The organism is Telluria sp. ZT3P39 (assembly GCF_059685935.1).
The window spans coordinates 240,482-265,061 of the sequence record NZ_JCASIH010000004.1 but is presented as its reverse complement, the minus strand read 5'-3'; the positions used below and the strand labels follow the sequence as shown (position 1 = coordinate 265,061).

At 70.1% G+C, this 24,580-nt stretch carries 21 protein-coding genes; 11 read left to right on the top strand and 10 right to left on the bottom strand.

The annotated features are described in order from the left end of the window. Positions 1-45 precede the first annotated feature (45 nt). From AC56LR_RS06830 to AC56LR_RS06800, 7 genes are all read left to right on the top strand, one after another. Positions 46-1,332: a hypothetical protein gene (locus AC56LR_RS06830; protein ID WP_497128884.1), complete on the top strand. Its 1,287-nt coding sequence runs from the start codon at positions 46-48 to the stop codon at positions 1,330-1,332. Then, positions 1,329-1,877, top strand: a complete 549-nt coding sequence (locus AC56LR_RS06825; protein WP_497128882.1) for a hypothetical protein — start codon at positions 1,329-1,331, stop codon at positions 1,875-1,877. Before AC56LR_RS06830 ends, AC56LR_RS06825 begins: the two co-directional genes overlap by 4 nt. 1 nt (position 1,878) lies before the next feature. After that, positions 1,879-2,913 carry a hypothetical protein gene (locus AC56LR_RS06820; protein ID WP_497128880.1) on the top strand — a complete coding sequence of 345 codons (1,035 nt, stop codon included), beginning with the start codon at positions 1,879-1,881 and terminating at the stop codon, positions 2,911-2,913. Next, the gene (locus AC56LR_RS06815) at positions 2,910-3,902 is read left to right on the top strand and encodes a hypothetical protein (RefSeq protein WP_497128878.1); all 993 of its coding nucleotides are present in this window, start codon (positions 2,910-2,912) and stop codon (positions 3,900-3,902) included. The genes AC56LR_RS06820 and AC56LR_RS06815 overlap by 4 nt, the downstream gene beginning before the upstream one ends. A gap of 65 nt (positions 3,903-3,967) precedes the next feature. After that, the gene (locus AC56LR_RS06810) at positions 3,968-5,950 is read left to right on the top strand and encodes a hypothetical protein (protein ID WP_497128876.1); all 1,983 of its coding nucleotides are present in this window, start codon (positions 3,968-3,970) and stop codon (positions 5,948-5,950) included. Positions 5,951-5,958: 8 nt separating this feature from the next. After that, the gene (locus AC56LR_RS06805; RefSeq protein ID WP_497128874.1) at positions 5,959-8,181 is read left to right on the top strand and encodes an SUMF1/EgtB/PvdO family nonheme iron enzyme; all 2,223 of its coding nucleotides are present in this window, start codon (positions 5,959-5,961) and stop codon (positions 8,179-8,181) included. A gap of 44 nt (positions 8,182-8,225) precedes the next feature. Further along, on the top strand, positions 8,226-9,122 hold the full coding sequence (locus AC56LR_RS06800) for a pirin family protein (protein ID WP_497128872.1): 897 nt from the start codon (positions 8,226-8,228) through the stop codon (positions 9,120-9,122). A 205-nt stretch (positions 9,123-9,327) separates the two neighbouring features. Here the strand turns inward: AC56LR_RS06800 and AC56LR_RS06795 are convergent, their stop codons facing one another. The 3 genes from AC56LR_RS06795 to AC56LR_RS06785 form a co-directional block, all read right to left on the bottom strand. Next, positions 9,328-10,869: an FHA domain-containing protein gene (locus AC56LR_RS06795; RefSeq protein WP_497128870.1), complete on the bottom strand. Its 1,542-nt coding sequence runs from the start codon at positions 10,867-10,869 to the stop codon at positions 9,328-9,330. Positions 10,870-10,985: 116 nt separating this feature from the next. Further along, positions 10,986-11,951: a PP2C family protein-serine/threonine phosphatase gene (locus AC56LR_RS06790; protein ID WP_497128868.1), complete on the bottom strand. Its 966-nt coding sequence runs from the start codon at positions 11,949-11,951 to the stop codon at positions 10,986-10,988. A 77-nt stretch (positions 11,952-12,028) separates the two neighbouring features. Then, the gene (locus AC56LR_RS06785) at positions 12,029-13,282 is read right to left on the bottom strand and encodes an MFS transporter (protein WP_497128867.1); all 1,254 of its coding nucleotides are present in this window, start codon (positions 13,280-13,282) and stop codon (positions 12,029-12,031) included. A 108-nt stretch (positions 13,283-13,390) separates the two neighbouring features. Between AC56LR_RS06785 and AC56LR_RS06780 the strand changes: the two genes are divergently transcribed. Beyond that, positions 13,391-13,855, top strand: a complete 465-nt coding sequence (locus AC56LR_RS06780) for a GNAT family N-acetyltransferase (protein ID WP_497128865.1) — start codon at positions 13,391-13,393, stop codon at positions 13,853-13,855. On the opposite strand, the gene AC56LR_RS06775 is transcribed toward AC56LR_RS06780, so the two are convergent. From AC56LR_RS06775 to AC56LR_RS06755, 5 genes are all read right to left on the bottom strand, one after another. After that, a complete protein-coding gene (locus AC56LR_RS06775) occupies positions 13,844-14,299 on the bottom strand; it encodes an SH3 domain-containing protein (RefSeq protein ID WP_497128863.1) in 456 nt (151 codons plus the stop codon). The two genes, AC56LR_RS06780 and AC56LR_RS06775, sit on opposite strands and share 12 nt — an antisense overlap. A gap of 8 nt (positions 14,300-14,307) precedes the next feature. After that, complete coding sequence (locus AC56LR_RS06770) at positions 14,308-15,870, bottom strand: hypothetical protein (protein WP_497128861.1); 1,563 nt, start codon at positions 15,868-15,870, stop codon at positions 14,308-14,310. After that, positions 15,840-18,170 carry an FtsW/RodA/SpoVE family cell cycle protein gene (locus tag AC56LR_RS06765; protein ID WP_497128859.1) on the bottom strand — a complete coding sequence of 777 codons (2,331 nt, stop codon included), beginning with the start codon at positions 18,168-18,170 and terminating at the stop codon, positions 15,840-15,842. The genes AC56LR_RS06770 and AC56LR_RS06765 overlap by 31 nt, the downstream gene beginning before the upstream one ends. Continuing rightward, positions 18,167-19,129 carry a protein kinase domain-containing protein gene (locus tag AC56LR_RS06760; protein WP_497128856.1) on the bottom strand — a complete coding sequence of 321 codons (963 nt, stop codon included), beginning with the start codon at positions 19,127-19,129 and terminating at the stop codon, positions 18,167-18,169. Before AC56LR_RS06760 ends, AC56LR_RS06765 begins: the two co-directional genes overlap by 4 nt. 94 nt (positions 19,130-19,223) lie before the next feature. Beyond that, positions 19,224-19,733: a PXPV repeat protein gene (locus AC56LR_RS06755; RefSeq protein WP_497128854.1), complete on the bottom strand. Its 510-nt coding sequence runs from the start codon at positions 19,731-19,733 to the stop codon at positions 19,224-19,226. Positions 19,734-20,024: 291 nt separating this feature from the next. On the opposite strand from AC56LR_RS06755, the gene AC56LR_RS06750 reads away from it, so the two are divergent. Further along, positions 20,025-21,167 carry a metallophosphoesterase gene (locus AC56LR_RS06750; protein ID WP_497128852.1) on the top strand — a complete coding sequence of 381 codons (1,143 nt, stop codon included), beginning with the start codon at positions 20,025-20,027 and terminating at the stop codon, positions 21,165-21,167. A gap of 79 nt (positions 21,168-21,246) precedes the next feature. Then, positions 21,247-22,686: a M20/M25/M40 family metallo-hydrolase gene (locus AC56LR_RS06745; protein WP_497128850.1), complete on the top strand. Its 1,440-nt coding sequence runs from the start codon at positions 21,247-21,249 to the stop codon at positions 22,684-22,686. On the opposite strand, the gene AC56LR_RS06740 is transcribed toward AC56LR_RS06745, so the two are convergent. Further along, complete coding sequence (locus AC56LR_RS06740) at positions 22,683-23,051, bottom strand: Lcl C-terminal domain-containing protein (RefSeq protein WP_497128848.1); 369 nt, start codon at positions 23,049-23,051, stop codon at positions 22,683-22,685. The two genes, AC56LR_RS06745 and AC56LR_RS06740, sit on opposite strands and share 4 nt — an antisense overlap. Before the next feature lie 218 nt (positions 23,052-23,269). Here AC56LR_RS06740 and AC56LR_RS06735 point away from each other — a divergent pair, with 218 nt between their 5' ends. Beyond that, positions 23,270-23,821, top strand: a complete 552-nt coding sequence (locus AC56LR_RS06735; RefSeq protein WP_497128846.1) for a hypothetical protein — start codon at positions 23,270-23,272, stop codon at positions 23,819-23,821. 6 nt (positions 23,822-23,827) lie between these two features. Here AC56LR_RS06735 and AC56LR_RS06730 read toward each other — a convergent pair whose 3' ends face one another. Beyond that, positions 23,828-24,499: an SOS response-associated peptidase gene (locus AC56LR_RS06730; RefSeq protein ID WP_497128845.1), complete on the bottom strand. Its 672-nt coding sequence runs from the start codon at positions 24,497-24,499 to the stop codon at positions 23,828-23,830. Positions 24,500-24,580 lie beyond the last annotated feature (81 nt).

The following is a 24,580-nucleotide window of genomic DNA, read 5'->3' as shown; positions in this document are numbered from 1 at the left end:
TGACAATCCGCCCTTTTGCGGGTCGCCACCGAGGATGAGGAAAGCATGCGTTTGCCGGGAACCCGGTACCAGGAACACGGTTGGGAGCAGGTCCGCAAATTGCTGGGACAATGCTCGCTGGCCGCGTTCGCCCGGCTCGATCCTGCTCGGCTGACCGGGCCGGGCATCGATGACGCCCTGGCGGAGTATGTCGATGCCGTTGCCGGCCTGCTGGGCAGGAGCGGCAGCCGCGGCGCCGTGCCCGGCAACAGCTACGGCGACACCGCCCGCGAACTGGCGCTCACCCTGGTCTACGAACTGCAGGCGCGTCCCGCCGACTGGGCAGCGCTGTGCGCGGCGGTAGCGACCGAGCATGCGCGCGTCGATGCGTTCTGGACCGCGCCCGGCGGCGAGGCGCTGCTGCGCAAGAAATTCAACGACCTGTACGCCGTCCTGCGCGACAAGGTCGACAGCGACAACTACCAGGCCGCCTGCGGGCGTGCCTGCAGCCCGAACCGCATGTACGCCTACCGCATGCTCGACACCGCCTACGGCGAGGTGGCGCGCCTGTTCGCGGCCTGGCGCGGGCACCGCGACCAGGTCGGCGTCATTCTCGGGCGCTCGCTCGACGCGGAACCGATCGAGGCGCGCCAGCTGCGTTCGGTCAGCGGCTGCCGCCCGGAGTGGATCATGCGCTGGAGCGAAACGCTGGAAGCGTTTACGGGGGCTGCGGGTCCGCTGCACACTCGCTCCAAGCGTTTCGCGAGCCTGAAAACGAACCCGGACAAGATCGGCGCCATGCTGCGCGAGATCGGCGAGTACGAAACCCTCTCGGCCAACGGGGACCGCGACTGGCTGCAGGACGCGAACGAGGCCACGGCCTGGCTCGACGACTACTGGCGGGTATTGGGCGAATCGGAAGCGGCCGGCACGCCGGGACCGGACCAGGTCCTGGAAGCGCGCCAGGATGAATTCGATCTGGCCGCGCCTGACGGCGAGCTGCCTGAAGCCGCGTCCGAACCGCCGATGCTGCTCGATGCCTGCCTGGCGCAACGCGTTTCACTGCCCCCCCGCTATCTTGAAATGGCAGCGGCGGCGCAGGAAGCAGGCAGCTGGGCAATGCGCACGATGGCGGACGACTCGCTGCCGGTGCGGCTGGCGGTCTACGCCAAACTGCTCGGGCTGTTCGACGACAGCTATCCGGCCGAATGGCTCGATCCGCAAACGGGCGAATTGCCGACAATGCAGCAGCTCGCGCTGCTCGACGGCGTTTCGCTGCCGACCTTGCGCAAACGGCGCGACGCCGCCATTGCCCGCCTTGGCGCGGCGGCAGGCATGAAGGAGGAGACATGATGGACATGACGGGACTGGACCGCAAGCTGCAGGCACGACTGCTGGCCGGGGCCAGGGTGGAGGGCGACCGGCTGGTGCTGGCCGACGCGGTGCTCCTGGGGGCGCTCGACGGCAGCCGGCCCTTGACCGCGGGCGAACGCGCGGCGCTGCAGGCCTCGCCGCTCACCACACGGCGGCTGCAGGTATTGGCCGATGGGCGCCGTGCTCTCGCTGCACCCCCAGCCTGGCGCGGCAGCCCCGGCATGCTGCGCGCAGCCGACGGCGGCGCCGCGCTCGACACCCTGGTCACCGACGACGGCGCCTGGCGCCTGCACTTCGTGCACGACCGCGTGATCCTGCAGCTCGACCCGCAATCGCACCTGGCTGCAGCGCTGCTGCGTGGCGGCCAGCCCCTGAGGGTGCGCGACGGCGCCGGCGCAGTGGTGCTGCAGGGGCAGCTCGACAGCGACGGCGAATGCGAAGGCCCGTGGCCCTTCGCGCAGGCCCCGGCGCGGCATTTCCAGCAGCACGGCGCGCGCTTTTGCGTGGAGCCGGCCGGGAACTGAGATGCTGAACCTGTTCACACGGCCGTTCCGCCAGCCGTCCCCCGACCTGACCGGCCTGGGCGCGGCCTTCATCGCGCTGCCGCTGGCCAAGGCAAGCACGGTGCCGGAGGGCTGCTTCGCGGTGCTGGCCAATCGGGAAGGCCATACCCGGCGCCTGGGCGAAGGTGCGCGCGTAGGCATCCTGGACGGCGAAACCGCCTGGTGCGTCCATCCCGGGCCCTATGATTGCGAGCTGACGCCGTTTGCGGCGGCCCCCGAAATCGGCCTGCGCGTGCGCTTTGCCATCGACGGCGCCGATCCGCGCGAGGCCCGGCAGCGTTTCGACCTGTTCCTGGCCAGCGAAGGCGGGCCGCAGGTGGCGCTCGATGGTTTCGTGGCGGATCTGCAGGCCGCATTGCAGCGCGAGCTGGCGCAGGGCAACCTCGACCTGCCGCCCTGCACCAGCTTCGAAGAGTGGAATGTTTTCCGCACCGGTTTCAACCAGTTGCTCTATACCCGCTACGGCGTGATGGTGGACGATTGCGTGCCGGTCGACCTGGGCGCCGCGCGCGACCTGGCGGCCCTCCTGGGTGCGCGCCTGGCGCTGCAGGGCGCGCCAGTCATGGCGGCGCCGCCGCCGCCGGAAGCCTTCGACGCGGCCGCGGAAGATGCGAGGTCGCTGCGCCGTTTGTTCCTGGAACTGCCCGGCGTCATGTGCGGTTTGCGTCTGGCGGTGTTCCCGCCGGATTGCGCGACCTTCCGCCGCCACCAGGACCTGCTGCGCCGGCTCGACCTGGCCAGCCTGTCGGTGGGCACCATGCCGGCATTGGCGCTGGCCGCGCCCAACGAGCCGCTGGCGGCCGGCGAACAGTTGCGCCGTGCGCGTGCCAGCCGGCGCGCAGCCGGCGCCCTGGATGAGGCCTGGGCCTTGCTGGCGCGGATGCAGCATTGCGAGGGCGCGAGGGTCGCCTTGCTGCTGGACGAGGCCGACCGGATCGTCGCCAATCTTGAATGCGATTGCGCGGCGCGCCGCGCACTGCGCGAGGAGGCCGCATGAACGCGCCGAGCGTGACTTGCCGCAGCATCGCGCCCGACGGCTCGCTCCTGACCATCACCGCCACGGTGCGCCCGCGCGGTGGCCGCGCCGAAGTCAAGTGCAGCGTGCCCGATGCGCCGGACCTGGCCCAGCGCATGCAGCAGGTGGTGCGCCTGGCGCGCCATACGGAGCCGCGCTTCGACAGCCGCGACCAGGTGGTGCTGAGCCTCGACCGCGCCCCGGCGCCGGAGAACCGCGACTGGGAACTGGCCGCCGTGCTGGCCGACCGCATCGTGCGCGGCGTATGGACGCCGCAAAGGCCGGTGGTGGCGAACGGCTGGTCCGACGCCTGGCATCTGGGCCGCATCGAGGGCCACGGCTTGCGCGAGGTACCCGTTGGCGTGCTGGCGGGCGGCGACGGCTTGCCGCATCTGGGCGCCCTGAGCGGCCATCCCGACCCGGCCGCCGCGATCTCGACGGCGCGCGCCTGGTTCCCGCTGCATAGCGGCGGCAGCGGCGACACCCTGTGCTGGGTCGAGGTGAGCGTGCGGCCCGCGGCCCACGCCGGGGACGAGGAAACGAGCATTGCGGCCCCTGGCGTGGACGCGGCCCTGCAGGCCAGGGTGCGCACCGTGCTGGCGGGGGCGCGCCATTACGACGGGCGCGGCATGGGCCAGTGGCGCACCACGGTGCGCTTTGGCGAAGCGCGCTTCCAGGGTGGTTCCTTCGAGCTGGCGCTGGTCATGGCCGACCGCATGGCGCGCGGCCGCGACTTTTTGCCGCGCGGCCGGGTGCTGGCCACGGGACAGTCGGCCAGCTGGCACGCGGGCCGGGTCGAGACCGTCGATGGCCTGGCGCCGAAATGCGCGCTGCTGCTGCGCGAAGCGGCGCCGGGCGACCGCATCCTGGTGCCGCGCAGCTGGGAGCCGGACCTGCCGCCCGGCTGGAGGGACAGCTTGCGCGAGCGCGGGGCCAGTCTTGCGTGCGTAGAGCGGATCGGCATCATTTGAATCGCCCTTGCCCCTGTTAAAATCGATTGAAGCAGCTTGTTGCATGTAATGAAATGGAGTCGGATATGTTCCAGATGTTCGGAGTGAAAGGCGCCAGCTGCCCGCGCTGCGAGAAAAAGCAGGGGAGCGATGCGCGCTATTGCGCCGGCTGCGGCATGATCCTCGGCGCCCCGCGTAATGCGCCGGTGCTGCGCGAGAACCGCTGGGTGGCCGGACCCGACGAACTGGCCGTCTTCTTCGGCGTGCGCGAACTCTCCGGCGTGTTCGTCAAGACCCTGCGCGTGCCGGCCACCGCCCGCGCCTTCATCCTGCAGGGCGACAAGACCACCGAAGTGCCGCATGGCGAATACGAGATCGAAGGCTTTTTCACCCGCCTGAACCACCTGCTGCGCGACCAGCACGCCGAAATCCTGGTCACCCGCACCGGCGCGCTGCCCGTCGAATTCCGCTTCGACGACGTTCCTACCTCCGAACAGCTGGCCGTCAGCGCCCGCTTGACGGTCAGCCTGCGCATCGAGAACGTGCCGGCCTTCGCCCGTCATTTCATGACCATGCCCGGCACCATCGGCGGCCGCGAACTGGCCGAGCTGTTGGCCGCGCCGGTGCGCCAGCTGGCCGAGGAATTCGTCGGCGCCCGCTCGATCCGCGAGATGGCGGGCAACCGGGAACTCCGCGAGCAGCTGGATGAGCGCCTGCAGGGCGGCCTCAAACTGCTGTTGCTCGAATACGGCCTGGCGGTGGTGAAGGTCGATACCGTCGAACTGCGCCACGACAAATACGACGCCAACCGCGCCAGGGTCGGCAGCCTGTGGCTGGCGGCCGACGAGCGCCACGTGCAGGTCGAGCACCGCAAGCACCTGGACGATTTGTACGACGCCGAGGAATGGCAGCGCCTGCGCCGCAGCGAGCAGCAGGCGCGCGTGCGCCAGCGCGAGGCCGAGCTGCGCCAGGATGACGCCATCGCGCGCGCCGAGCTGTCGCTTGCCGGGGCCGGGCGCGCCCATGCCGTGCGGTCGCGCCAGATCGAACTGTACGCGCGCATCCTCGACGCCGGGTCGCGCAAGCAGGCGCTCGAGCGCGGCGCCGGCGAGGTGCTGGCCGAACTCGAGCACGAGCTGGGCAAGAAAAGCGCGGCAAGGCTGGATGAAGCCCAGGAGTGGCGCCACCTGCGCGCGCTGGCCCAGGTGCGCATGCGTTCCGAACTCGACGTGGCGCAGCAGGAAGCCCAGCAGGCCCGCCAGGTCGCGCGCCAGCGCTTCTCGCAAGCCTTGCTGCAGCAGCAGATCCGCAACAAGATCGAGCAAGCCGTCCTGATCGAGGACGCCACGCGCAGGCAGGCCGAACTCGTGCGCCTGCGCGCCGGCGAAGAAGATGCGGCCCGGCGTGCGCGCGCGATCGACGAAGAAGAACATGTCGCCCGCCACCAGATCCTGCTCCTCGCCAACGCCGCCCGGCGGCGCGAAGCCGAACGGCTGCAGGAATGGGAAGACGAGCAGGCGCGCCAGCAGGTCGACGCCACCCGCACCGCGCTGCAGCAGGACAAGCTGCAGCGCACGATCGAGCTCGATGCGCGCCAGGCGCGCGAACAGCAGGCGGTCCAGCTCGAAGCCGAGGAACGCCGCCACGCGCTGCAATTGCAGGAGGGCGACGCCCAGTCGCAGCGCGAGCTGCGCCGCATGGATGCGTTTGCCGCGATGGACGATACCGCCAGGCTGGCGCTGGCAGCCGCGCCGAATGCCCAGGCGCTGAACGATTTCATGAAGACCCGCGTGCATGCGACCATGGACGCCGGCCAGCTGGCGGCATTGGCCGGCGTGGTTGGCGCCGGGCGCCTGACGCCGGCCGAAGCGCTCGAGCAGGTACGGCAGGAACAGGCGCGCCGTGAAACCGAAGTGGACAAGGACCGCCGCCACCAGGTCGAGCTGCTGGCCACGCAAGCGCGTTTCGGCGCGGGGATCGTGCAGGCCGTGCGCCAGTGCGCCCACGGCCATCCGGCGCGCGAGGGCGACCGCTTCTGCGCGTCCTGCGGCGCGCCGGTCGCAAGCTGACGGAAGCGATGCAGACAGCCATCGACAAGATCCGCGAACTGCGTGCACTGCACGAGGACGGGCTGCTCAGCCGGCAGGAGTTCGACCAGCGCAAGAACGCCATCCTCGATGCGGTCTACGCGCCGGCTCCGATGGCGGACGAGGCGCCGGCGGTGCCGTACGAAGAGGCACAGTCCTTCCGCCCCGGCACCGAGATCGGCCTGATGGCCGGCCAGGAACTGGGTCCGCAGAACCGGCGCTACCGGCTGGAGTGCCTGATCGCCCAGGGCGGCATGGGCCAGGTATGGCAGGCCACCGACCTGGCCACCCACGCGGAGCTGGGCCACAGCGCCCAGGTGGCGCTCAAGATCCTGCCGCCCCAGCTGACGCAATCGGCCAGCCACGCCAAGCTCCTGATCCAGGAAGCCACCCGCGCGCGGCGCCTGGCGCACGAGCACATCGTGCGCGTCTATGAATGGGCGCAGGACCCGGCGACGTCCAGCTATTTCATCATCATGGAATGCCTCGAAGGCGAAGACCTTGACGGCCTGCTGGCGCGCGAAGGGCGGTTGCCCCTGGAGCGCGTGCTGGCCTTGCTGGAACCGGTGGCGGCCGCCCTCGACTACGCCTGGGACAAGCATGGGCTGGTCCACCGCGACATCAAGCCGGGCAACGTCTTCGTCACCAAACGCGGCGAGGTGAAGCTGCTCGACTTCGGCATCGCGGCGCGCGCCCGTGCGGGCGGCGGCGTGGCCTTGCCGCCGGACGCGCCTGGGACCTCGGGCACCGCCGGCTACCGCGCGCCGGAAGCGGGAAAGCCGGGCCAGCCGGCGCCCGCGCTGGACGTGTACGCGGTTTCGATGATGGTCTACCAGATGCTCGACGGCGCGCTGCCGCGCGATCCAGGCGTGGCCCCCGTCGCCCTCGCTCCGCACCGGTGGGAGGTGCTGCGCCGCGGCCTGGCCCGCGATCCGGCCGCGCGTCCGCCCAGCGTGCGCGCCTTGCTGGAGGCATTGCGCGGCGCCGTGGGCCCGACGCTTGAAGAGATCGCGGTGCGGGAAGCGGCCGCGCGCGCGGAGCTTGAAAAGCGCGAACGCGAACTGGCCATGCGGCGCCAGTTCGAGGAGCAGGCGAAACTGGCGGCGCGTGCGGAGATCGACCGCCAGCGCCGTGAGCAGCAGCGCGCCGAACGCGCCGCCGAGGAGGCGGCACGGGCCGCGCGCAAGGAAGCGCTGCGCCGGCAGCTGCTGGCCAGGCGCGACGAAGAAGCCGCCAGGACCCGGCTGGCGCAGGAGGCGGCGCAGCACAAGCTCACGCAGGCGCGCGCCGCGGCAATCTATCTGGCCGAGCAACAGCGGGTGCGCGATTTGCAGGCGGCGCGCACGGCCGACGACCTGGCCCGCCTGACGCCGGCGTTCGACCACCCGGTGCCCGATGGCGAAGGCGTGCTGCGCGATCCCTTCCTCGACGGCGCCGGGTTCGGCCCGGCGCTGGTCCTGATTCCGACCGGCCGCTTCCAGATGGGCTCCCACGAGCACGAGCGCAAAATTGCGATGGAGGCGGGCGCGCAGGAGAAGTGGCTGGAGCGCGAAACACCGCAGCGCTGGGTCGGCATCGAGCGTCCCTTCGCCATGGGCCGCTATCCGGTGACGGTGGCCGAGTGGCGCGTGTTCGTCCAGGCCACGCATTGGCAGCCGAAGGGCGAGGTGCATTGGGATGCCCCTGGCTTTGCGCAGACCGACGCCCACCCGGTGATCGGAGTGAGCTGGGACGACGCGATTGCCTACTTGGACTGGCTCGGCAAGGCCACCGGCATGGCCTACCGGCTGCCGAGCGAAGCGGAATGGGAATACGCCTGCCGCGCCGGCACCAAGACCGCCTTCAGCTTCGGCGACACGATCAGCCCGGAGCTGGCCAACTACGATGGCCGCTTCAGCTACAACGGCGGGCCGATCGGCGCCTACCGCCGCGGCACCACCCCGGCCGGCCTGTTCCCGCCCAATCCCTGGGGGCTGTACGACATGCACGGCAATGTCTGGGAATGGGTGCAGGACGCTCTGCACGCCAACTACGAAGGCGCGCCGCTCGACGGCAGCGCCTGGGAGAGCGGCGGCGACCCGGGCCGCCGGATTCTGCGCGGCGGTTCCTGGCTGTACAACCCGCGCTACCTGCGCTCGGCGCTGCGCAACGCCTTTTCCAGCTCTCTCGCGACCGACATCGTGGGCTTCCGGGTGGTGCGCGAGCTGGCCTGAAGGATGGTAGAGTAACAAGACCATTCACCTTCGGGAGACCCGCCATGGCCATAGCGCACCTGCTCACATCGCATGACAAGGATCTCGGCGGCGGCTTCACGGTCAGGCGCATCCTGCCGGCGGCCGCGCGCCAGTCGGTCGGGCCCTTCCTGTTTTTCGACCACATGGGGCCGGTGGAAGCCCAGCCGGGCGCGCGCCACGACGTGCGCCCGCACCCGCACATCGGCCTGGCCACCGTCACCTATCTGTTCGAGGGCGCCATCATGCACCGCGACAGCCTGGGCACCGAGCAGCGCATCGAGCCCGGCGCGATCAACTGGATGACCGGCGGCAGCGGCATCGTCCACTCCGAGCGCACGCCCGACGACCTGCTGCAGAAGCTGCGCCGCACCCACGGCCTGCAACTGTGGGCGGCGCTGCCGCGCGAGCACGAAGAAGCGCCGGCCGCGTTCTCGCATACGCCGGCCGACCAGATCCCCGAAGTCGAATTCGAAGGCGCCACCGTGCGCGTGCTGGTCGGCACGGCCTTCGGTAAAACCTCGCCGGTACCGACCTTCAGCCAGACCCTCTACCTCGACGTCCAGCTGGCGCCGGGCGCCTCGATCGAGCTGGGCGGCCTGCCCGAAGAAAGCGCCGTGTACGCACCGATCGGCGCGATCGAGGTCGACGGCGAAGCGATCCCCGCCAATACGATGGCGATGCTCGAGCCCGGCTTGCCGGTGCGGGTGTCGTCCAGCGCCGGCGCCCGCTTCGTGCTGGTGGGGGGCGCGCCGCTGGATGGCCGCCGCTACATCTTCTGGAATTTTGTCTCGTCCAGCCGCGAGCGCATCGTGCAGGCCGCGCGCGACTGGGAGGCGGGCGGCTTCACGCCGGTGCCGGGCGACGACGAGCGTATCCCTCTGCCGGCCTGGCCGGCGGCATGGCGGCACGGGCAAGGTTGACGCGCGCACGGCGTGCGCGAAAGGAGTAAGCTGGTGATCCCATCCCGGGTTTTTATGTCACGCGCGAAAGGATGCGCCATGAAAATTCCAGAACACCTCCAGATACCGTTCATCGTGTTTGCCCTGCAGGCGGCATTGATAGCGGGCGCCTCGCTGGTCTTCCTGATACTGCGTCCGCCAGGCGGTTGAAGCGCCCCGGACCGATTCAGGCGTCCAGCCAGGCAGGCAGGGTGCGGCGGCGCTCGCTGCTGCGCACCTTGAGATCGCGCGCTTCCGGATACGGCTGCGCTGCGAAGCGGCGCTGTTGCCCAACGCCGCGCAGGCGGTCGAGGGCCGTGCCCGGCGCCAGCGGCGTGTCCTGTCCCGACAGCGGGTCGCGGTGCCAGAAGCCGCCGTCGCGGTGGAATAGCAGCGGCAGCGCGGCGGCGCGCGGCTGCGTGGCAATGGCCGTCTTGACCGGATCGGTGTCCGGCGCCAGGATGTAAAAGGCTTCGGCGCCCGCGCCCGCATCCACGCGGTGCAGGATGACCCCGTGCGGCAGCAGGGCGGTGACTTCGAGTTCGGCCACGCCGCGGATGCTGGCCGTGAGCCCGATGCGCATGCCCAGGCGCAGCAGCACCGGCGCGTGCTTGCCGGGCCACACGCCGTCGAGCAGCAGGCCGTAGCGCGAGACGTCTTCGATCTCGAAACCGTGGCGGCCCTGGCGGATCACCGCATGGCGACCGGACAGGCGCCGCGTCAGGCCGCCGCGCTCCATGCCATGCTCGCCGTGATGCGCCAGCAGCAGGTCGGCTTGCGCCCCGGATTCTTCGAGGCGTCCCAGCACGCATTCGTCCAGCGCGAACAGGCGCAGGTGGCGCGGCGCCGCCGCATCGGGCTCGGCGTGCACCAGGCAGGCGGCGCTGCCAGGGCAGGGGTGGTCTTGCGCCTCGCTTGGGACGTCGATCTCGATCAGGTCTTCATCCCAGGCGATGGTGGAAAAGCCGAGGTCGATCTTGCCGGTGTCTTCGCCCAGGTTGACCTGCGCGATCGAGGCGTTGCGGGCGGTGACGTCGATGTCGACCCGGCCGCCGCCCGGCGCCTGCACCCGGGCGATGCCGGCGTCGTCGGCCGTCACGCGCACATTCTTGCAGGTGGCCAGGAAAGCCTGGTGGATCTCGCCCAGGCTGGCGTCCTGGCGCGGCACCAGGATCACCGGGCTGCAGGTCCAGGTGCGCCCGGCGTCCAGGCGCTGCGGGTGGCGGCTGTGCAGTTCGATCTCGACCCGGTACTGGCCGTGCTCCAGTCCGCGCGAGGAAAATTCGAGGAAGACCGGGCGCCAGTCGCCGCGCGAGGTGCGCTGGAAGACATGGTGTTCGGCGTCGCGCAGGCGCAGGGCGGTATGCACCAGCATGCGCACTTCCGGCGCGCAATCCATCGGCATGCCGCGCAGCTCGAGCTTGATGGCCTGGCGTCCGCCGGCGGCGCGCGGGTCGAAGCCGCTGATGTGCAGTTGCGGGCGCTGCAGCTGGACCCGCGACGGCGGCTGCGGCGCGAACACGGTTGCCGCGACCGGGCCGCGGCCGGCGCGCAGGGCGCTGATCGCATCGAAACTCGAGGGCAGACCGGCGCCGGCCACCATGGGAGGCGGCGGCGCCATGGCGGCAGGCTCACTCACCGGCTGCGCATGCCCGTGCGCGCACACGCCCTCGCCGGGCATGACCCAGACGGTGCAGTGCGGATGGTCGGGATTACGGCAGCGGTTCATGGTCCGGAACGGGCTTTCGACAGGTTGGCGAGCGCATGCGCAAGTTTATGCGCTTTTGGAAGCCGGCGGCGCGCCGCAATCATTGATAAGTAACATTATTTTCTATCGGGAATTCTTTAAGTCCCGGCATCAAGCGGCAAGGCCGTCTCATCCAGAAGGGGAGCCAGTGCACGCACGACCAGCGCCGTCAGGTTATCGGGCTGCAGCCCGGTGGGCGGCGTCTCGTCGAGCGCATTGAACAGGCGCGTGACCATCGCGGCGGCAGTCGGGGCGTCCGCCAGCAGTGCCGGCCAGCGGCCGACGAACCGGTCGGGCGCGGCGCAGGACCAGAAACCGTCGGTCGCCAGCAGGTAGGCGCAATCAGGACGCAGGCTCAGCACCCGCCGGTCCGGCAGCTGGCGCAGCCAGGATGGCAGCATCGGCGGCGTCAGTTCGACCAGGGGGTCGGACAGCCGGGACGGGTGGCTGAAGGTGTTGCCGAGAATGAAAGCCTGGGCGATCTGCGGCGAATGCGCGCCGTGGACCTGCTGCCGCCAGGCGTGTTCGCCGATGCGCCCGCTCATCGCCGCGGCGGTGGCCGGCACGTGGTCGACGGTCAAGGGCAGGGCGCCTTCAAGGCTGATCTCGTACAGGCGCGAGTCGCCCACGTGGTAGAGCAGCGGCTGGCCGCCGGCCGGCAGCTCCAGCAGGGTCAAGGTGGTGCCGGGCCGGGCGCCGGGCTCGCCCGCGAACTGGCGCTGCAGCCTGGCGTGCAGCAGGTCGAGCTGGCTCGACAGCTCGTCCGTGGTGCGGCAGGGCGGCAGCGCCAGCAGGCCGGCCGCCACCGCTTCGGCCGCCTCGCGCCCATGGCCGTGCCCGCCCATCCCGTCCAGCACCGCAACCCGGCCGTGGCCCGCGGGCCAGCCGGCCAGTTGCGTGCGGCGCGGCGCCTGCCCGAGCAGATGCCAGGCGCTGCCGGCAAAGTCGATGACCACGAAATTGTCCTGGTTTTCGGCGCGCTGGTTTGTGCCGCTGCCGCGCCGGCTGGCGACGGCGACGTCGTAGCGCGGCGCGAACTGGAAGGCGGACAGGAGGTCAAGCAAGGCAGGCTGCATGGTTCGGATGAAAATCGTGGCTATCCTGCCACTTTACACCTGAACAAGATCGGGCAAAGCGCCGATCAGATGGGGTTTTTCCGGTTTCCCGTGGCCAGGATGAGCGCATTGGCCAGCACGCAGGCGCCGGCCGCGCCCAGGGCCGCCGGCACGCCCCAGCGATCCGCGACCTGTCCCCAGAACACGCTGCCCACGACATAGCCGCCGGACATGACGAACAGATAGATCGACAGGGTGCGGGCCCGCACCTCTGCCGGGAAGGACAGCTGGGCCGCAGCATTCAGGGTCGAGACCGTGGCCGACCATGCCATGCCGCCGCACACGATCAAGGGCGCCAGGAGGGACAGCGAACGGGTGCTGGCCATCGTCACCAGCATCAGGCCATACACCAGCAGCGCGCCGACCAGCACGCCGGTCTTGTCGACCCGGGCGCGTACCTGCGGCAGGAAGAAGGCCGCGATGACCGCGCCGCCGCCCAGGCAGCCCATCAGGAGGCCATAGGTGCTGGACTCCCGGTGCAGCACGTCGCGCACGAATACCGGCAGCAGGCTGGCGAAGGCGATGGTGGCGAAAAACACCGAGCAGACGTTGCGCAGGATGCGCCGGTAGCGCGCGCAGCCGAAGGCGGTGCACATGCCGAGCCGGAAGCGCTGCGTGAAACTCTCGCGTACGCTGGCCTGGGGCGTGCGCTCCTGCCACCACGACCAGTAGACCCCGAGCAGGCCGGCAAACGAGAGCGCATTGGCCAGGAACAGGGCGCTGGCGCCGATCCAGCCGAACAGCAGGCCGCCGAGCGCCGGGCCGATGATGGCCGACAGGTTGTAGGACAAATTGTTGAGGGTGGCCGCCGCTTCCACTTCGTCCGGCTCCACCAGGCCCGACATCGCCGCCTGCCAGGCCGGCCAGACGAAGGCGGTGCCGATGCCGACGCAAAAGGTAATCGCCAGCACCGCGCGGCTCGACACCAGCCCGGTCGTCACCAGCACGGCCATGGCGGTGGCGCACAAGGCCATGTAGAGATTGCAGAAGAACAGGAACTTGGGACGGTGCACGCCGTCTGCCACCACGCCGGCGAGCAGGGCGAACAGGAAGATCGGCACATAGGTCGCCGTCTGCACCATCGAGGTGATCGAGGCGGATTGCGACATCGAGGCCACCAGCCAGGCCGAGGCGAAGGTCTGGATCCAGGTGCCGAGGTTCGATACCATGTTGGCCAGCCAGATATTGCGGTAACGCCGGTGCCGCAGCGGCCGGGTCAGGGCGACTTTGCGGCGGGTGGTGGGAGGAGACAGCGCGGCGCTGTTGCTGGGGTTGGACATGGTCAGCACAGTGTAGAAGGGTTCCGTGCTGGAGGTCAATAAAATTGCCTTGAGGAAAGTCTTTAATATGATATTGTGGCGTTCCCAAAACATCTTGTATTGACGGCCATGCTGATCCGACCACTGGCGGTCACGGACATTCCGGCCGTGGCTGCGTTGCTGCGCGAGCTCGCGCGCGAATTCATCGTGCACCAGTCGACGCCCGAAGGGGCATCCACCTTCCTCGCGGAGAACGACGAGATGGGCGTGCGCGGTTTTCTCTCGCGCGGCCACGTCTACCATGTGGCGGTCATCGATGGCGAGCTGGCCGGTTTCGTGGCCGTGCGCGACCGCAGCCACCTGTTCCACCTGTTCGTGGGCAAGCGCTGGCACCGGCGCGGGGTGGCGCGCGCCCTGTGGGACGCCGGGCGCGATGCGGCGCTGGCCGCCGGCGGCGACGGCAGCTTCACCGTCAACTCCTCGAATTTCGCGGTGCCGGTCTATGAACGCTTCGGCTTCGTGCGGGTCGGCCCGACCCAGTGCGCCAAGGGCCTGTATTTCAACCCGATGCGCCTCGACTCCCTAGAAGACTGAGCCTTCCTGGCGCCGGCGCAGCCACAGGCTGCTGGCCCAGCCTTCCTGCCGTCTTCCCTCGACCTGGGCAGTAACCCGCCACCAGTCGCCCTCGAACTGGCCGGTCGCCGTCACCTGCGCGCCCGCCGGGACGATCCCCAGCCGCGGCGCGTTGACGCCGGCCGCGGCCCGCAGGTTCAGGTCGTCGCGCACGCGGTAGCGTTCACCGGCGACCGGGGTCTCCAGTGCAGCCGGCCTGGCCGGCGGCGCGGCCGCGTGCACGGTCGCGGCCGGCCCGAACATCCCATGCAGCAGCGCCCCGAACAGCGCCGTGCCGCACACCAGCACGGCGAGCGCGCGCGCATTGGGCCGGCGCCACCAGGCGCGCGGCGTGAGCCAGGCCGCAAGGCAGAGCGAGAGCAGCAGGCCGCCAACCCAGGCGGCGATCATGGTCGCGGAGAACATGGCGGGGTTCACGCGTCGAAGCGCAGCACGTAATGGCCGGCGACCAGGTGGTGGCCGGGCGGGATCAGATAGGGCTGCTCGCTGGTTGCGACATCGACCTGCGCGACCAGGCGCAGGTCCGAGTCCAGATGGAACAGGGCCTGGGTCTCGGACAGGCGCACGATGCGCATGCCGTCGCCGGCGGCTTCCCAGCTGAAGGCATTGCGCGACAGGCCGAGGCGGTCCGCGCTGGCGGCGAGGCCGCCACCTTGCTGGCGCAGGAATTGCGGCGCATCGAGCACGCGCAGGCCGGCCAGTGCGGGCATGCCGCGCCCGAACACGAGCCGGGTGCCGGAAGCTGCCGGCTGACCTGGTCCCGCGGCCAGCCCGAGCAAAGCGCAGTAACGGTCGGCCATCTGCGGCGGCACCGCGTGCAGCTGGACGCTGCCGCCATCGAAGGGCGCGAAGCTCGACGGGACGCTGATCCGCTGGCGCCCGGCCTTGGTGATCGCATGTACTTCGTCGGCATGGTCGACGGCGAAGCCAATCAGGTTCTCCTTGCCAGGTGCGGCGGGCAGGAGGGTGGCGCCCAGGCCGATTTCCAGCGCCTCGGCTCCGGTGTCGCGGTAGCGGCTCAGGCGCGGCAAGGCCAGGGCGGCCAGCGTGATGCGGTGGCGCGCGACCGGTGCGTAGGTGGCGTCGTTCTCGAAGGCGGCCGATGCGGCGGGTGGCTCGTCATTGATCGGCATGGCGGTCATGTCGCCCTCCGCCATCTCAGGGACGAGCGCGCGCGTCTTCCATACCGCCGGCGCGCGCGCCGGCGTGGTGCTGTCTTGCTTCACCGGTACCGGGAGCGGCGCGCCGGCCGCACGCGTGACCCGCAGCAGCAGGCGCTGGCCGGCGGTGTCGCCGGTGCCGCGCTTGCTGCGGATGACGTAGTAGCCGTTGGCCTCGTCGAACTGGCAGTCCAGGGCGTCCTTCGGGCGCACCTGTACTTCGATCGGCGCGTCCGCCCCGTCGTTGATCAGCAGGACGCCGCCTTCCAGGGCGAAGGGCCAGCCCGGCACGCCGAAGGTCGCGCTGGCGGCGTCCTGGCCGACCACGCTCAAGCGCTGGTTCGGGTAGATGGCGCACACCGGCTGCCAGATCGCGCTGTCGCGCGAGGCGCTGACGGTGTACAGCACCTGCTCGCCGGGAGCTGGCAGGTAGACGGCGTGGCCGAACTTCACCTTGACCTCGCCCTGGTTCACTTCGTCCGCGCCGACCACCTGGTAGCGCACTTCGTCGCCTTGCAACAGGTCGCCGAAATCCTTCTGGTGCAGGGCCGCGAGCGAAGCGGCCAGGTCGCGCACGCGCGCGCCCCGGGTCAGGTGGCGGTCGTCGTCGACCTCGTCCTGGGGCAGCATCAGCGTGACGTGCGAGAAGCAGCGGGTGGCGGCGCGCCCGCGCTGTTCGCGCGGCGAGCGCTCCAGCAGGTCGCGCAGCAGGGGCCGGCGCGAGAACAGCGCCAGGCCGGGCGCCTGCCACAGCGCCTCGGCATTGAACACGTCGCTGACCCTGGCTAGGACTTCGTGTTGGACGTAGACCGGCATGATTGACTCTCCTCGAATGATTGAACGCTCGCCATGCCGAACGCTAGCAGGGGGCAGATGAAAAACAGCAGGTGCGAGCCGCCGGCGGACAGGAAGCTCATGGGCTGGCCCATGATGGGAAACAGGGCCAGGTTGGTGCCCCAGGACAGCAGGAAATGCCCGGCCAGGAAGGCCGCGCCGCCGCACAGGGCGAAGCACTGGAAGCGCCCCAGCCAGGCGCGCCGGAAGTCGCCGGCCGCCAGCGCCGCCTGCCAGGCCGTGCCGGCCGCGTGCAGCAGCGCGCCCAAGAGGCCGGCTTGCAGCAGCCACAACAGCAGACCGCCCAGCAGGCCGTGGCGATTGAGCAGGAAGGATGGCGCGAAATCGTCCTGCACGGCCGGGATGCGCAGCGCGTCGCCGGCAGCCTGGCCCAGCGAGGCGACCCCGAACAGCCCGTCGCTGCCCAGCCAGCCGCCGTCGGCGACGGCGCGCGCGCCCATCAGCATCTGCTGGCCGGTATGCGGGTGGGCGGTGGGGTCGGACCAGACCTGGAAACGCTCGGTGTAGAAACCGGCGGCGCCCAGGCTGGGCGCGGCCTGCTGCAAGGCGGCGGCGCCCAGCAGCACGGCCAGGCACAGCGCGCCGAAAGCAGCGGCGCCGCGCCGGCGGCCGCTGGCCAGGCACCAGGCGAGAAAGCTCACCGCGGCCCAGACCAGCAGCAGGATCAGCGGCGAATAGTCGTCGACCTGGACCAGGGCCACCGCCAGCAGCAGCACGAACAGCAGGGCCGGCGCAATCAGGCGCAGCCAGGTCCGCCAGGGCCGCTGGCCGGGCGCAGCGCCGCCGGTGGCCAGGGCCAGGCAGTGGGCGCTCAGGGCCGCCAGCGCGAGCTTGGCGAATTCCACCGGCTGCACGTCGAACACGCCGGTCTCGTTGCCGAACGCCACCTGCAGCACCAGGCCCGCCAGCGCCGCGATGGCCAGCGCCACCAGCAGCCATTCGGTGGCGGGGCGCGAGACGCGGTTGCGGGCCAGGCCCTGCAACAGCAACAAGCCCGTCGGCAGCCCGAGCGCCAGCAGCACGCAGCTGTTTTCCACGTGGCGCAGCCAGGCCGTGTCGCGCGCGCCCAGGCCCAGTTCGAGCTGCACCAGCAGGCCGGCCGCCAACAGCAGCAGGGCGAGTGCGCCCAGCACCGGCACCCGGCGCGGCCACAACAAGGCATGCCAGAGCGCGGCCCAGGCCAGCAGCAAGGTCCAGCCCACGCCAGGGGCCGCGCCGGTACGCTGCATGACCAGCACCAGCACGGATAGAACGACGATGGCGACACCGGCCACTACGCGGGCAACGGGGATGGCGTCGCCTCGCGGTCCGCCGAGACGCCAGCCGGCCAGGCCGGCCAGAAGTAGCGCGGCGAGCGCCGCGCCCCATGCGGCGGCCGGCGGCGCGGCGGGCCGCCACAGCGAACGCTCGCGCCAGGTCCAGCGCACGGCTGCGGACAAATCCGTCTTCGGCTCCGCGAACAGCTCGACCTGGGCCGATGGCAGCAGCTGCAAGGCGCCGTTGTCGATGGACAGCGCATAGGCGGTGCGGCCGACGGCGAGGCTGGAAACGCCTTCCAGAGGATGTTCGCGCTGGGCCGCATCGCGCCACAGGCCATGTTCGCGTACCAGCACCGGTTGCGACCCGCGCACGATCAGGGCGATGCCGCCGCCGCTGTCGCGCGCGAGCGTGACCTTGCCGGTGTCGAGACCGGGCACGGCAAGCCGGTTGCCGCAATGGAGATGGCCGCCGAAGACGAGCGGCCGTTCGAAGGCGAGCGCATGCGGCGTGATCCGGTTCCAGTAAGTGGCCAGGCGCGCGCCGGCGCCGGCATCCGGGCAGGCCGGCTGCACGGCGCCATCGCGCAGCAGCAGCGCGCCGTCGTAGGCCCAGGTGTGGCCGGCGCCACGCAGTGCGGCGCGTCCATCCTCCAAGCCCGTCACCTCGAACAGCGCTGCGCCGATGTGCAGGCCCTGGCTACGCGCGAGGACGGTGCTGCCGGTATGGCGGCGTTCCTCGCCACGGCGCAGCACGGCCGGCTGCGCCGGGTTGGCGTTCTGTAGCCACCAGCCGCCGCGCGCGTCGCGCCGCACCGTGAAATGGTGGCTGCCGGCGCGCGGCGCGGCCAGCTCGGCGCGGCCCAGCCGCGTCGATTCACCTTGCTTGAGCTGTACCGTGATGGCGGCCGGCAGCCAGCGCTGGGGCGTCAGCACGAGGGCCGCGAGCTGCAGCATGCAAACGAGCCCGAGGGCCAATGCGGCCCAGGCCAGGCGCGCCTTCATGCGGCCCTCCACAGCGGCAGTCGATCCATGTCGTCGCGTACTGCGCCAAGCATGCGGCTGATCTCGAGCGCATGGCGTGGCCGCTCGCCGGGTTGGGGCGCCAGCAGGGATCGGAGCAGCGCCGCCGCGTCGACTTGCGCGCCTTTGAAACAGCCGGCAAAGCGCGCCGCTTCGTCCGGCTGCAGGATGGGCGGCAGTCCGCCGTGCTGTTCGCGCAGGAAGGCCGCGCCGTCGCGGCCGTGCGCCGCATAGGCCTGGGCGCAGGCGGCGCTGTAGCGCAGCACCTGGCCGCAAGCCAGGTAATAGAGCAGGGCGCCGAGCGCGAAATAGTCGCTGCGCGCATCGCTCGCATACAGGCCGCCGGCCTGGGGAAAGAACTGCTCGGGAGCCTGCCAGCTGGCGGTGCCGGCATACGGCTGCAGCGGCGCGGCTTGCTGCGCGCGGCTGGTGCCGAAATCGGCCAGCTTGAGGCTGCGGGTGCGGTGCTCGACCAGCACATTGGCGGGCTTGAGGTCGAGATAGCGAAATCCCGCCGCATGGACCTTGGCCAGGGCCTGGTTGACCTGGGCCGCCCAGTCGAGCGCCTGGCCGGGAGCCAGCCGCCGCCCAGCGGCGTGTTCGGCCTTGAGCAGGCCAGCCAGGTCGCCGTCGAGCAGCTCGAGGGCCATCGCGGGCAAGCCTTCGTGCTCGCCACTGTCGAGCAGGCGCACGATGTGGCGGCCATCCCAGGGTGCGAGGCTGGACAGGAAGCGGGTTTCATTGCGGGCGCTGTCGGTCCAGTGGCCGCGCAGGGCGGCGGGCGCGCGATTCATCTGCTCGCGGTTGACCAGCTTGATGGCGACGCTTGCGCCGCCCGGCGCTTCGGCGCGCCAGACCAGGCCATAGGCGGAACCGCCGAGCCGCTCGCGCAAAACATACTGGCCGCGCGCCAGGGAAACGATGCTGCCTTGCTGGTTCATGCCTGCCTCCGCAACCGGCGCCGTGCGCCCTCGGGGATGGCTAGCGGGGGGAGGTGGAAACGAAAAAAAACCGCGCAGTGCGCGGTTTTCTGGATTATCGACCGTAACGGTCGTTGCGGTCCCAATCGTGGCGGTCGTGGCGGCCGTCGCGGTCCCAGTCACGGCGGTCGCGACGGTCATGGCGGTCCCAGTCGCGGCGCTGCTCGACGTAGACTGCGCGAGGCTGCACATACACCGGGCGCGGCTGAACGTAGACCGGACGCGATTCGACGTAGACCGGACGGGGCTGGACATACACCGGGCGCTGCTGGTAGTAGCCACCGTTGCCGTAGCCGACCGATGCATAGCCACGGTTGTCGTAGTAGCCACGGTTGTCGTAGTAGCCACGGTTGTCGTAGTAGCCACGGTTGTCGTAGTAGCCACGGTTGTCGTCGTAACCACGGTTATCGTAGTATCCACGGTTATCGTGATAGCCGCGATCGTTGTGACGCGACACCGAATTGCCCAGCGCCGCACCGATCACGCCACCCATCAGGGCGCCGCCCGAGCCGCCGGCGCTGTGGCCGATGGCTGCGCCGACCACGGCGCCGATTGCAGTATTCACGCCACGGTCATCCGCCATAGCAGGCGAAACGGCAACCGCGGCCAGCACCACCGCACCAAAGCATTTGGATTTCCACATGGCTTTTTCCTTTTATTACCTCAGCGGGGATCAGGATGATCATGACGACGCCAGGCAGGAGTGAACTATAGGGCCATGCCTTCGCGCTGCCACTCGTTAATACAGATTATTACAAGTGGACACTGGCCGTAACAAGGGAAAACGCTCTCTTGCAGTGAGGCCGGGCCGCCCCATCTAACAATTGTTACCGTTTAACCCCGCCCGGGCCCGCCTGTGAACAGATCCTTTGCCATCGTCCTCTCCTTGCTTGCGCTGCTGCAGGTGTATATCGGCATCCGCCTGCTGCCGGACCTGGCGCTCGGTGTGCTGCCGGCTGTCGCCGCGGTCCTGCTCCTGGTGCTGCTGACCGTGCTGGTGCCGGTGGGCCTGCTGTCGGCCTCGCTACGCCGGCGGCGCTGGTCCGAGGCGGTCGCCTGGGCCGGGCTGCTGTCGATGGGTTTCTTTTCCTCGCTGCTGGTGGCCACCCAGGTGCGCGACCTGGTGCTGCTGGCGCTGCGCCTGGCCGGCATGCTCACGCCCGGCGTCATCTACGGCAGCGCCGTGGCGGCGCCGCTGCTTGCGCTTGCCGTCACCATGCTGGGCTTCGTCAACGCACGCCGCCTGGCGCGGGTGGTGCATGTCGACGTGCCGATCGCCGGCCTGCCGCAAGCGCTGCATGGGTATGCGATCGCCCAGTTGTCCGACATTCACGTGGGTCCGACCATCCGCCGTCCCTACCTGGAAGCCATCGTCGAGCGCGTCAACGCGCTCGGCGCCGATGCGATCGCCATCACCGGCGACCTGGTGGACGGCAGCGTGCACCGGCTGGCCGCTCACACCCAGCCGCTGGCGGGACTGCGCGCCCCGGACGGGGTGTTTTTCGTGACCGGCAACCACGAGTATTACTCGGGGGCGGAAGAGTGGATCGCCGAAGTGCGGCGCCTCGGCATCACGGTGCTGATGAACCAGCACGTGATCCGGCGCCGCCAGGATGCCGGCCTGATGATTGCCGGAGTGGCCGATTACGGCGCCCATCAATTTCATCCGGCCCATAAGAGCGATGCGCGCGCGGCTGCCGCCGGCGCCCCGGCGGACGTCCAGGTGCGCGTGCTGCTGGCGCACCAGCCGCGCAGCGCACCGGAGGCGGCCAAGGCTGGCTTCCACCTGCAACTGTCGGGCCACACCCACGGCGGCCAGTTCTTTCCCTGGAATCTGTTCGTGCCGCTGCAGCAACCGTTTGTCGCAGGCCTGCACCGGGTGCGCGACATGTGGGTGTACATCAGCCGCGGCACCGGTTACTGGGGGCCGCCCAAGCGCTTCGGGGCGCCGTCGGAGATCACGCTGGTGCGGCTGGTCGCCGGCCCGGCAATCGTGTAAAGACGGCAATATTGCGCAGCGAAAAGATGCTGGATGCGCTAAGCTTGGATTCCTCGCATTTCACCCAAGGATTCCACGCATGAACCGCCGCATCCGCCGTCTCCCTGTCCTGACCGTCCTCGCCGCGGCGTTGCTCGCGCCTTCCACCTGGGCCGCCAGCCCCGGAAACGATCCGGCGGCGCTGGCGCGGATCCGCGATACGGCCATGGCCAGCGACTATGCATGGGAACGCACGGCGGACATGACCGACCTGATCGGCCCACGCCTGTCCGGCTCGGCCGGGGCGGCCGCCGCCGTGACCCAGGTGGCGGACGCCATGCGCAAGCTGGGCGCGAAAGTCACGCTGCAGCCGGTCAAGGTGCCGCACTGGGTGCGCGGCGCGGAGGCGGGCGAGCTGGTCGAGTATCAGGGCCGGCCGGCCGGGGTCACGCAGCGCGTGGTGCTGACCGCGCTGGGCGGCTCGAGCGCGACACCGGCAGCCGGCTTGACCGCGCCGGTCGTGGTGGTGAAGAGCTTCGACGAACTGAAGGCGCGCGGCGCCGAGGTGCGCGGCAAGATTGTTTTGTTCGACGTCGCTTTCGACCAGCACATGGCCGACCGCGGCCTGGCCGGCCAGGCTTATGGGCAGGGTTCGGCCTACCGCCGCGACGGCCCGCGCCTGGCGGCGGAACTCGGTGCGGCCGCGGCGCTGGTGCGCTCGGTGGGCGGGGCCAGCTACCGCCTGCCGCACACGGGCGGCACTGGGCTGGTTGACGGCGCGCGCATCCCGGCCGCTGCCGTCACGGCGGAAGACGCCATGCTGATGAGCCGCCTGGCCAAACGCGGCCCGATCAGCATGCGCCTGCTGCTGACCCCGCAAAACCTGCCGGACGCCGACAGCTATAACGTGATCGCCGACCTGCCGGGAACCGACAAGCCGGAGGAAATCGTGATCGTCTCCGGCCACCTCGATTCCTGGGACCTGGCCACCGGCGCGCACGACGATGCCACGGGCGTGGCCAGCGCCATGGCCGTGCTGGAGACACTGAAGAACCTCGACTATCGCCCGCGCCGCACCATCCGCATGATCGCCTGGATGAACGAAGAGAACGGCACCCGCGGTGCGCGCGGCTACCTGGCGGCCGAGCAGGCCAATGCCGACAAGCATATCGCCGCCATCGAAAGCGACAATGGCGCCGGCCGTCCCTTCGGCCTGCGCGCCAGCGTGCCGGCTGCGTCGAGCAAGCTGTTCGCGCCGCTGCAGGCGGCCTTGCTGCCGATCGGCGCCGGCGTGTTCCAGCGCCAGGACGCGCTCTCGACCGGCGACTTGTCCGGCCTGGAGCGCGCAGGCGTGCCGAGCTTCGCGCCGCTGCTGGACACCTCGAGCTATTTCGACTATCACCACACGCCGGCCGATACGCTGGACAAGGTCGATCCGGACCACCTGCGCCGGCACGTGGCGCTGATGGCCGCGACCACCTGGTTCCTGGCGAATATCGAGCAGCCGATCGGGCGCGCGAACGTACCTGGGGTTAATTAAGGCACGGGAATGCGCCGCACCGCACGGGCATGACCCCGGTACGGCCGCCCGTAAATCGTCTGGATGCCGCTGGCGAAATTCTGGCCCCAGACCAATTGCGAGCGCGTCTCGTGCGGTTCGCTGGACCAGTACCAGTTGCGCTCGAAGCCTTCGCGCTGGTTGGCGAACAACAGCGCCAGCTCGCGCCGCGTCGGCAGCGCGCCGCCGCGTGCGCCCGCCCAGTCGGCCGCCGTCGGCCAGCTGACGTCGGCTGCTTCGCCCGGCAGGAGGATCAGGTGATAATCAAGGTCTTCCTTGCCCAGGATCAGACCCGCATAGGCCTCGCCGTCTTGCAGCATGGCCCGCACTTGCATGAACTCGCCCATATAACATTTCCTCGTGGTTGGTAGCGTTCTATTAAGACCGTGCGGATCGGCCTTTGGTTGCGTCCACCGTTCGATCTGGCTCATACAAGTGCTTAATTTCACTGCGGAAACCTCCCTTGGTGATGCGCTAACACGGCAGGTTTTTCGGACAAAAGTTGAACTTAGAAAGTTTCCACCGCTCAAAGCTACTCACTCATTCAATGACGCGAGGAACTTACATGAAACGATATGCCGGCTTTGCTTCCAGCTTCCGCCTCAACACGGCGCTGTGCTGTGCCGCTGCGGTATTGGTAACGGCCTGCGGCGGTGAGATCCACGACGGACCCGCGATCCAGCAGTCCGCCACCGCAGCCGATGTGACCAGCGTGGCGAGTGCCGATGCGCCGGAATCGGCTGCCGTCGATCCAGTGGAGGCGAGCCCGGTCGACACCGCGCCTGTTCCCGCACCGGAAGCCGTGCCGGCGCCTGTGGCGGCAAGCCCGAGGACCGGGCCGGCCGGCGCAACGCCTGTGGCCGCAGTGGCGGCAACAGCCCCTGCGGCGACATCCCCATTGGCCGGCGCCAGCCAGCCGGCAGCCGTGCCAGCCCCGGCCGCCAAGCTGACCGGCTACGAGACCACGGTGGAAACGCCGGCTGCCGCCAGCGGAAACCCGGCAGCCACGGCAAGCGCATCGTCGACCCCGGCCGCGGCGCCCACCGTGCCTTCGACGGTCGATCCCGAGACCGGCATGCCGACCGCCGGCATGCCGGCGCCGGCGACCGGCACGTAAAAAATTTCAGTCGGGGAGGGGCAGGGCCATCTGCGGATCCTGCGAGCCGGCCCGGTTCACCGCCGTGGTGACCTTGTACCAGTCGAAGGCATCCGGGGGCAGGGCGGCGCGGCGCGCCAGGTCGAGCGCTTCTTCGGGCGTGCGGGCGGGGTCGAGCCAGAGCTCGGCATCGGCCGCATCGAGCACCACCGGTCGCCGGTCGTGGATGTCGAGCATGCCGTCCGCCGCGTCGTCGGTCACCAGCACGAAGCCGGCTTCGGCCCGGTTTTCGCTGAAGCTGCCGAAATTGGCCAGCGCCAGCAGGAACAGCGGCGCGCGGTCCTTGCGGTGGATATGCCAGGGCTGCTTCGCGCCTTTCTCGCCGGTCCACTCGTACCAGCCCTCGGCCGGCACGATCGCGCGCCCGGACTTGAGCAGCGGCTTCCAGTAGCGGTTGGTCAGCTTGTCCATGCGCGCATTGACGACGATCGGCACCTTGCCCTCGGCCCATTTGGCGCGGTAGCTCCAGAACACGTCGTCGACGCGGTGCTCGCCGTCCTGCACGTGCATGACGGGCCGGTAGCTGCCGGGGGAAACATTCCAGGCAGGGGCAGCCTCGCTGTCATACACGGCGTCGGCCCAGCCGAACACGCTGGCGTAGTAACGAGCCGTCTGGCTCTGGTCAAATCGTCCACACATGGGCGCATGGTATCGCAGCCCCGCAGAGCATGCGGCACGCCAGGGCCGGCGTCACGCGGGTCCGCCCCGGCGCGCAGTGGT

Excerpts from the sequence above, each read along its gene's own strand:
- AC56LR_RS06830 (WP_497128884.1), top strand. The coding sequence starts at position 46 with ATGCGTTTGCCGGGAACCCGGTACCAGGAACACGGTTGGGAGCAGGTC.
- AC56LR_RS06825 (WP_497128882.1), top strand. The coding sequence starts at position 1,329 with ATGATGGACATGACGGGACTGGACCGCAAGCTGCAGGCACGACTGCTG.
- AC56LR_RS06820 (WP_497128880.1), top strand. The coding sequence starts at position 1,879 with ATGCTGAACCTGTTCACACGGCCGTTCCGCCAGCCGTCCCCCGACCTG.
- AC56LR_RS06815 (WP_497128878.1), top strand. The coding sequence starts at position 2,910 with ATGAACGCGCCGAGCGTGACTTGCCGCAGCATCGCGCCCGACGGCTCG.
- AC56LR_RS06810 (WP_497128876.1), top strand. The coding sequence starts at position 3,968 with ATGTTCCAGATGTTCGGAGTGAAAGGCGCCAGCTGCCCGCGCTGCGAG.
- AC56LR_RS06805 (WP_497128874.1), top strand. The coding sequence starts at position 5,959 with ATGCAGACAGCCATCGACAAGATCCGCGAACTGCGTGCACTGCACGAG.
- AC56LR_RS06800 (WP_497128872.1), top strand. The coding sequence starts at position 8,226 with ATGGCCATAGCGCACCTGCTCACATCGCATGACAAGGATCTCGGCGGC.
- AC56LR_RS06795 (WP_497128870.1), bottom strand. The coding sequence starts at position 10,869 with ATGAACCGCTGCCGTAATCCCGACCATCCGCACTGCACCGTCTGGGTC.
- AC56LR_RS06785 (WP_497128867.1), bottom strand. The coding sequence starts at position 13,282 with ATGTCCAACCCCAGCAACAGCGCCGCGCTGTCTCCTCCCACCACCCGC.
- AC56LR_RS06780 (WP_497128865.1), top strand. The coding sequence starts at position 13,391 with ATGCTGATCCGACCACTGGCGGTCACGGACATTCCGGCCGTGGCTGCG.
- AC56LR_RS06775 (WP_497128863.1), bottom strand. The coding sequence starts at position 14,299 with ATGTTCTCCGCGACCATGATCGCCGCCTGGGTTGGCGGCCTGCTGCTC.
- AC56LR_RS06770 (WP_497128861.1), bottom strand. The coding sequence starts at position 15,870 with ATGCCGGTCTACGTCCAACACGAAGTCCTAGCCAGGGTCAGCGACGTG.
- AC56LR_RS06765 (WP_497128859.1), bottom strand. The coding sequence starts at position 18,170 with ATGAAGGCGCGCCTGGCCTGGGCCGCATTGGCCCTCGGGCTCGTTTGC.
- AC56LR_RS06760 (WP_497128856.1), bottom strand. The coding sequence starts at position 19,129 with ATGAACCAGCAAGGCAGCATCGTTTCCCTGGCGCGCGGCCAGTATGTT.
- AC56LR_RS06745 (WP_497128850.1), top strand. The coding sequence starts at position 21,247 with ATGAACCGCCGCATCCGCCGTCTCCCTGTCCTGACCGTCCTCGCCGCG.
- AC56LR_RS06740 (WP_497128848.1), bottom strand. The coding sequence starts at position 23,051 with ATGGGCGAGTTCATGCAAGTGCGGGCCATGCTGCAAGACGGCGAGGCC.
- AC56LR_RS06735 (WP_497128846.1), top strand. The coding sequence starts at position 23,270 with ATGAAACGATATGCCGGCTTTGCTTCCAGCTTCCGCCTCAACACGGCG.
- AC56LR_RS06730 (WP_497128845.1), bottom strand. The coding sequence starts at position 24,499 with ATGTGTGGACGATTTGACCAGAGCCAGACGGCTCGTTACTACGCCAGC.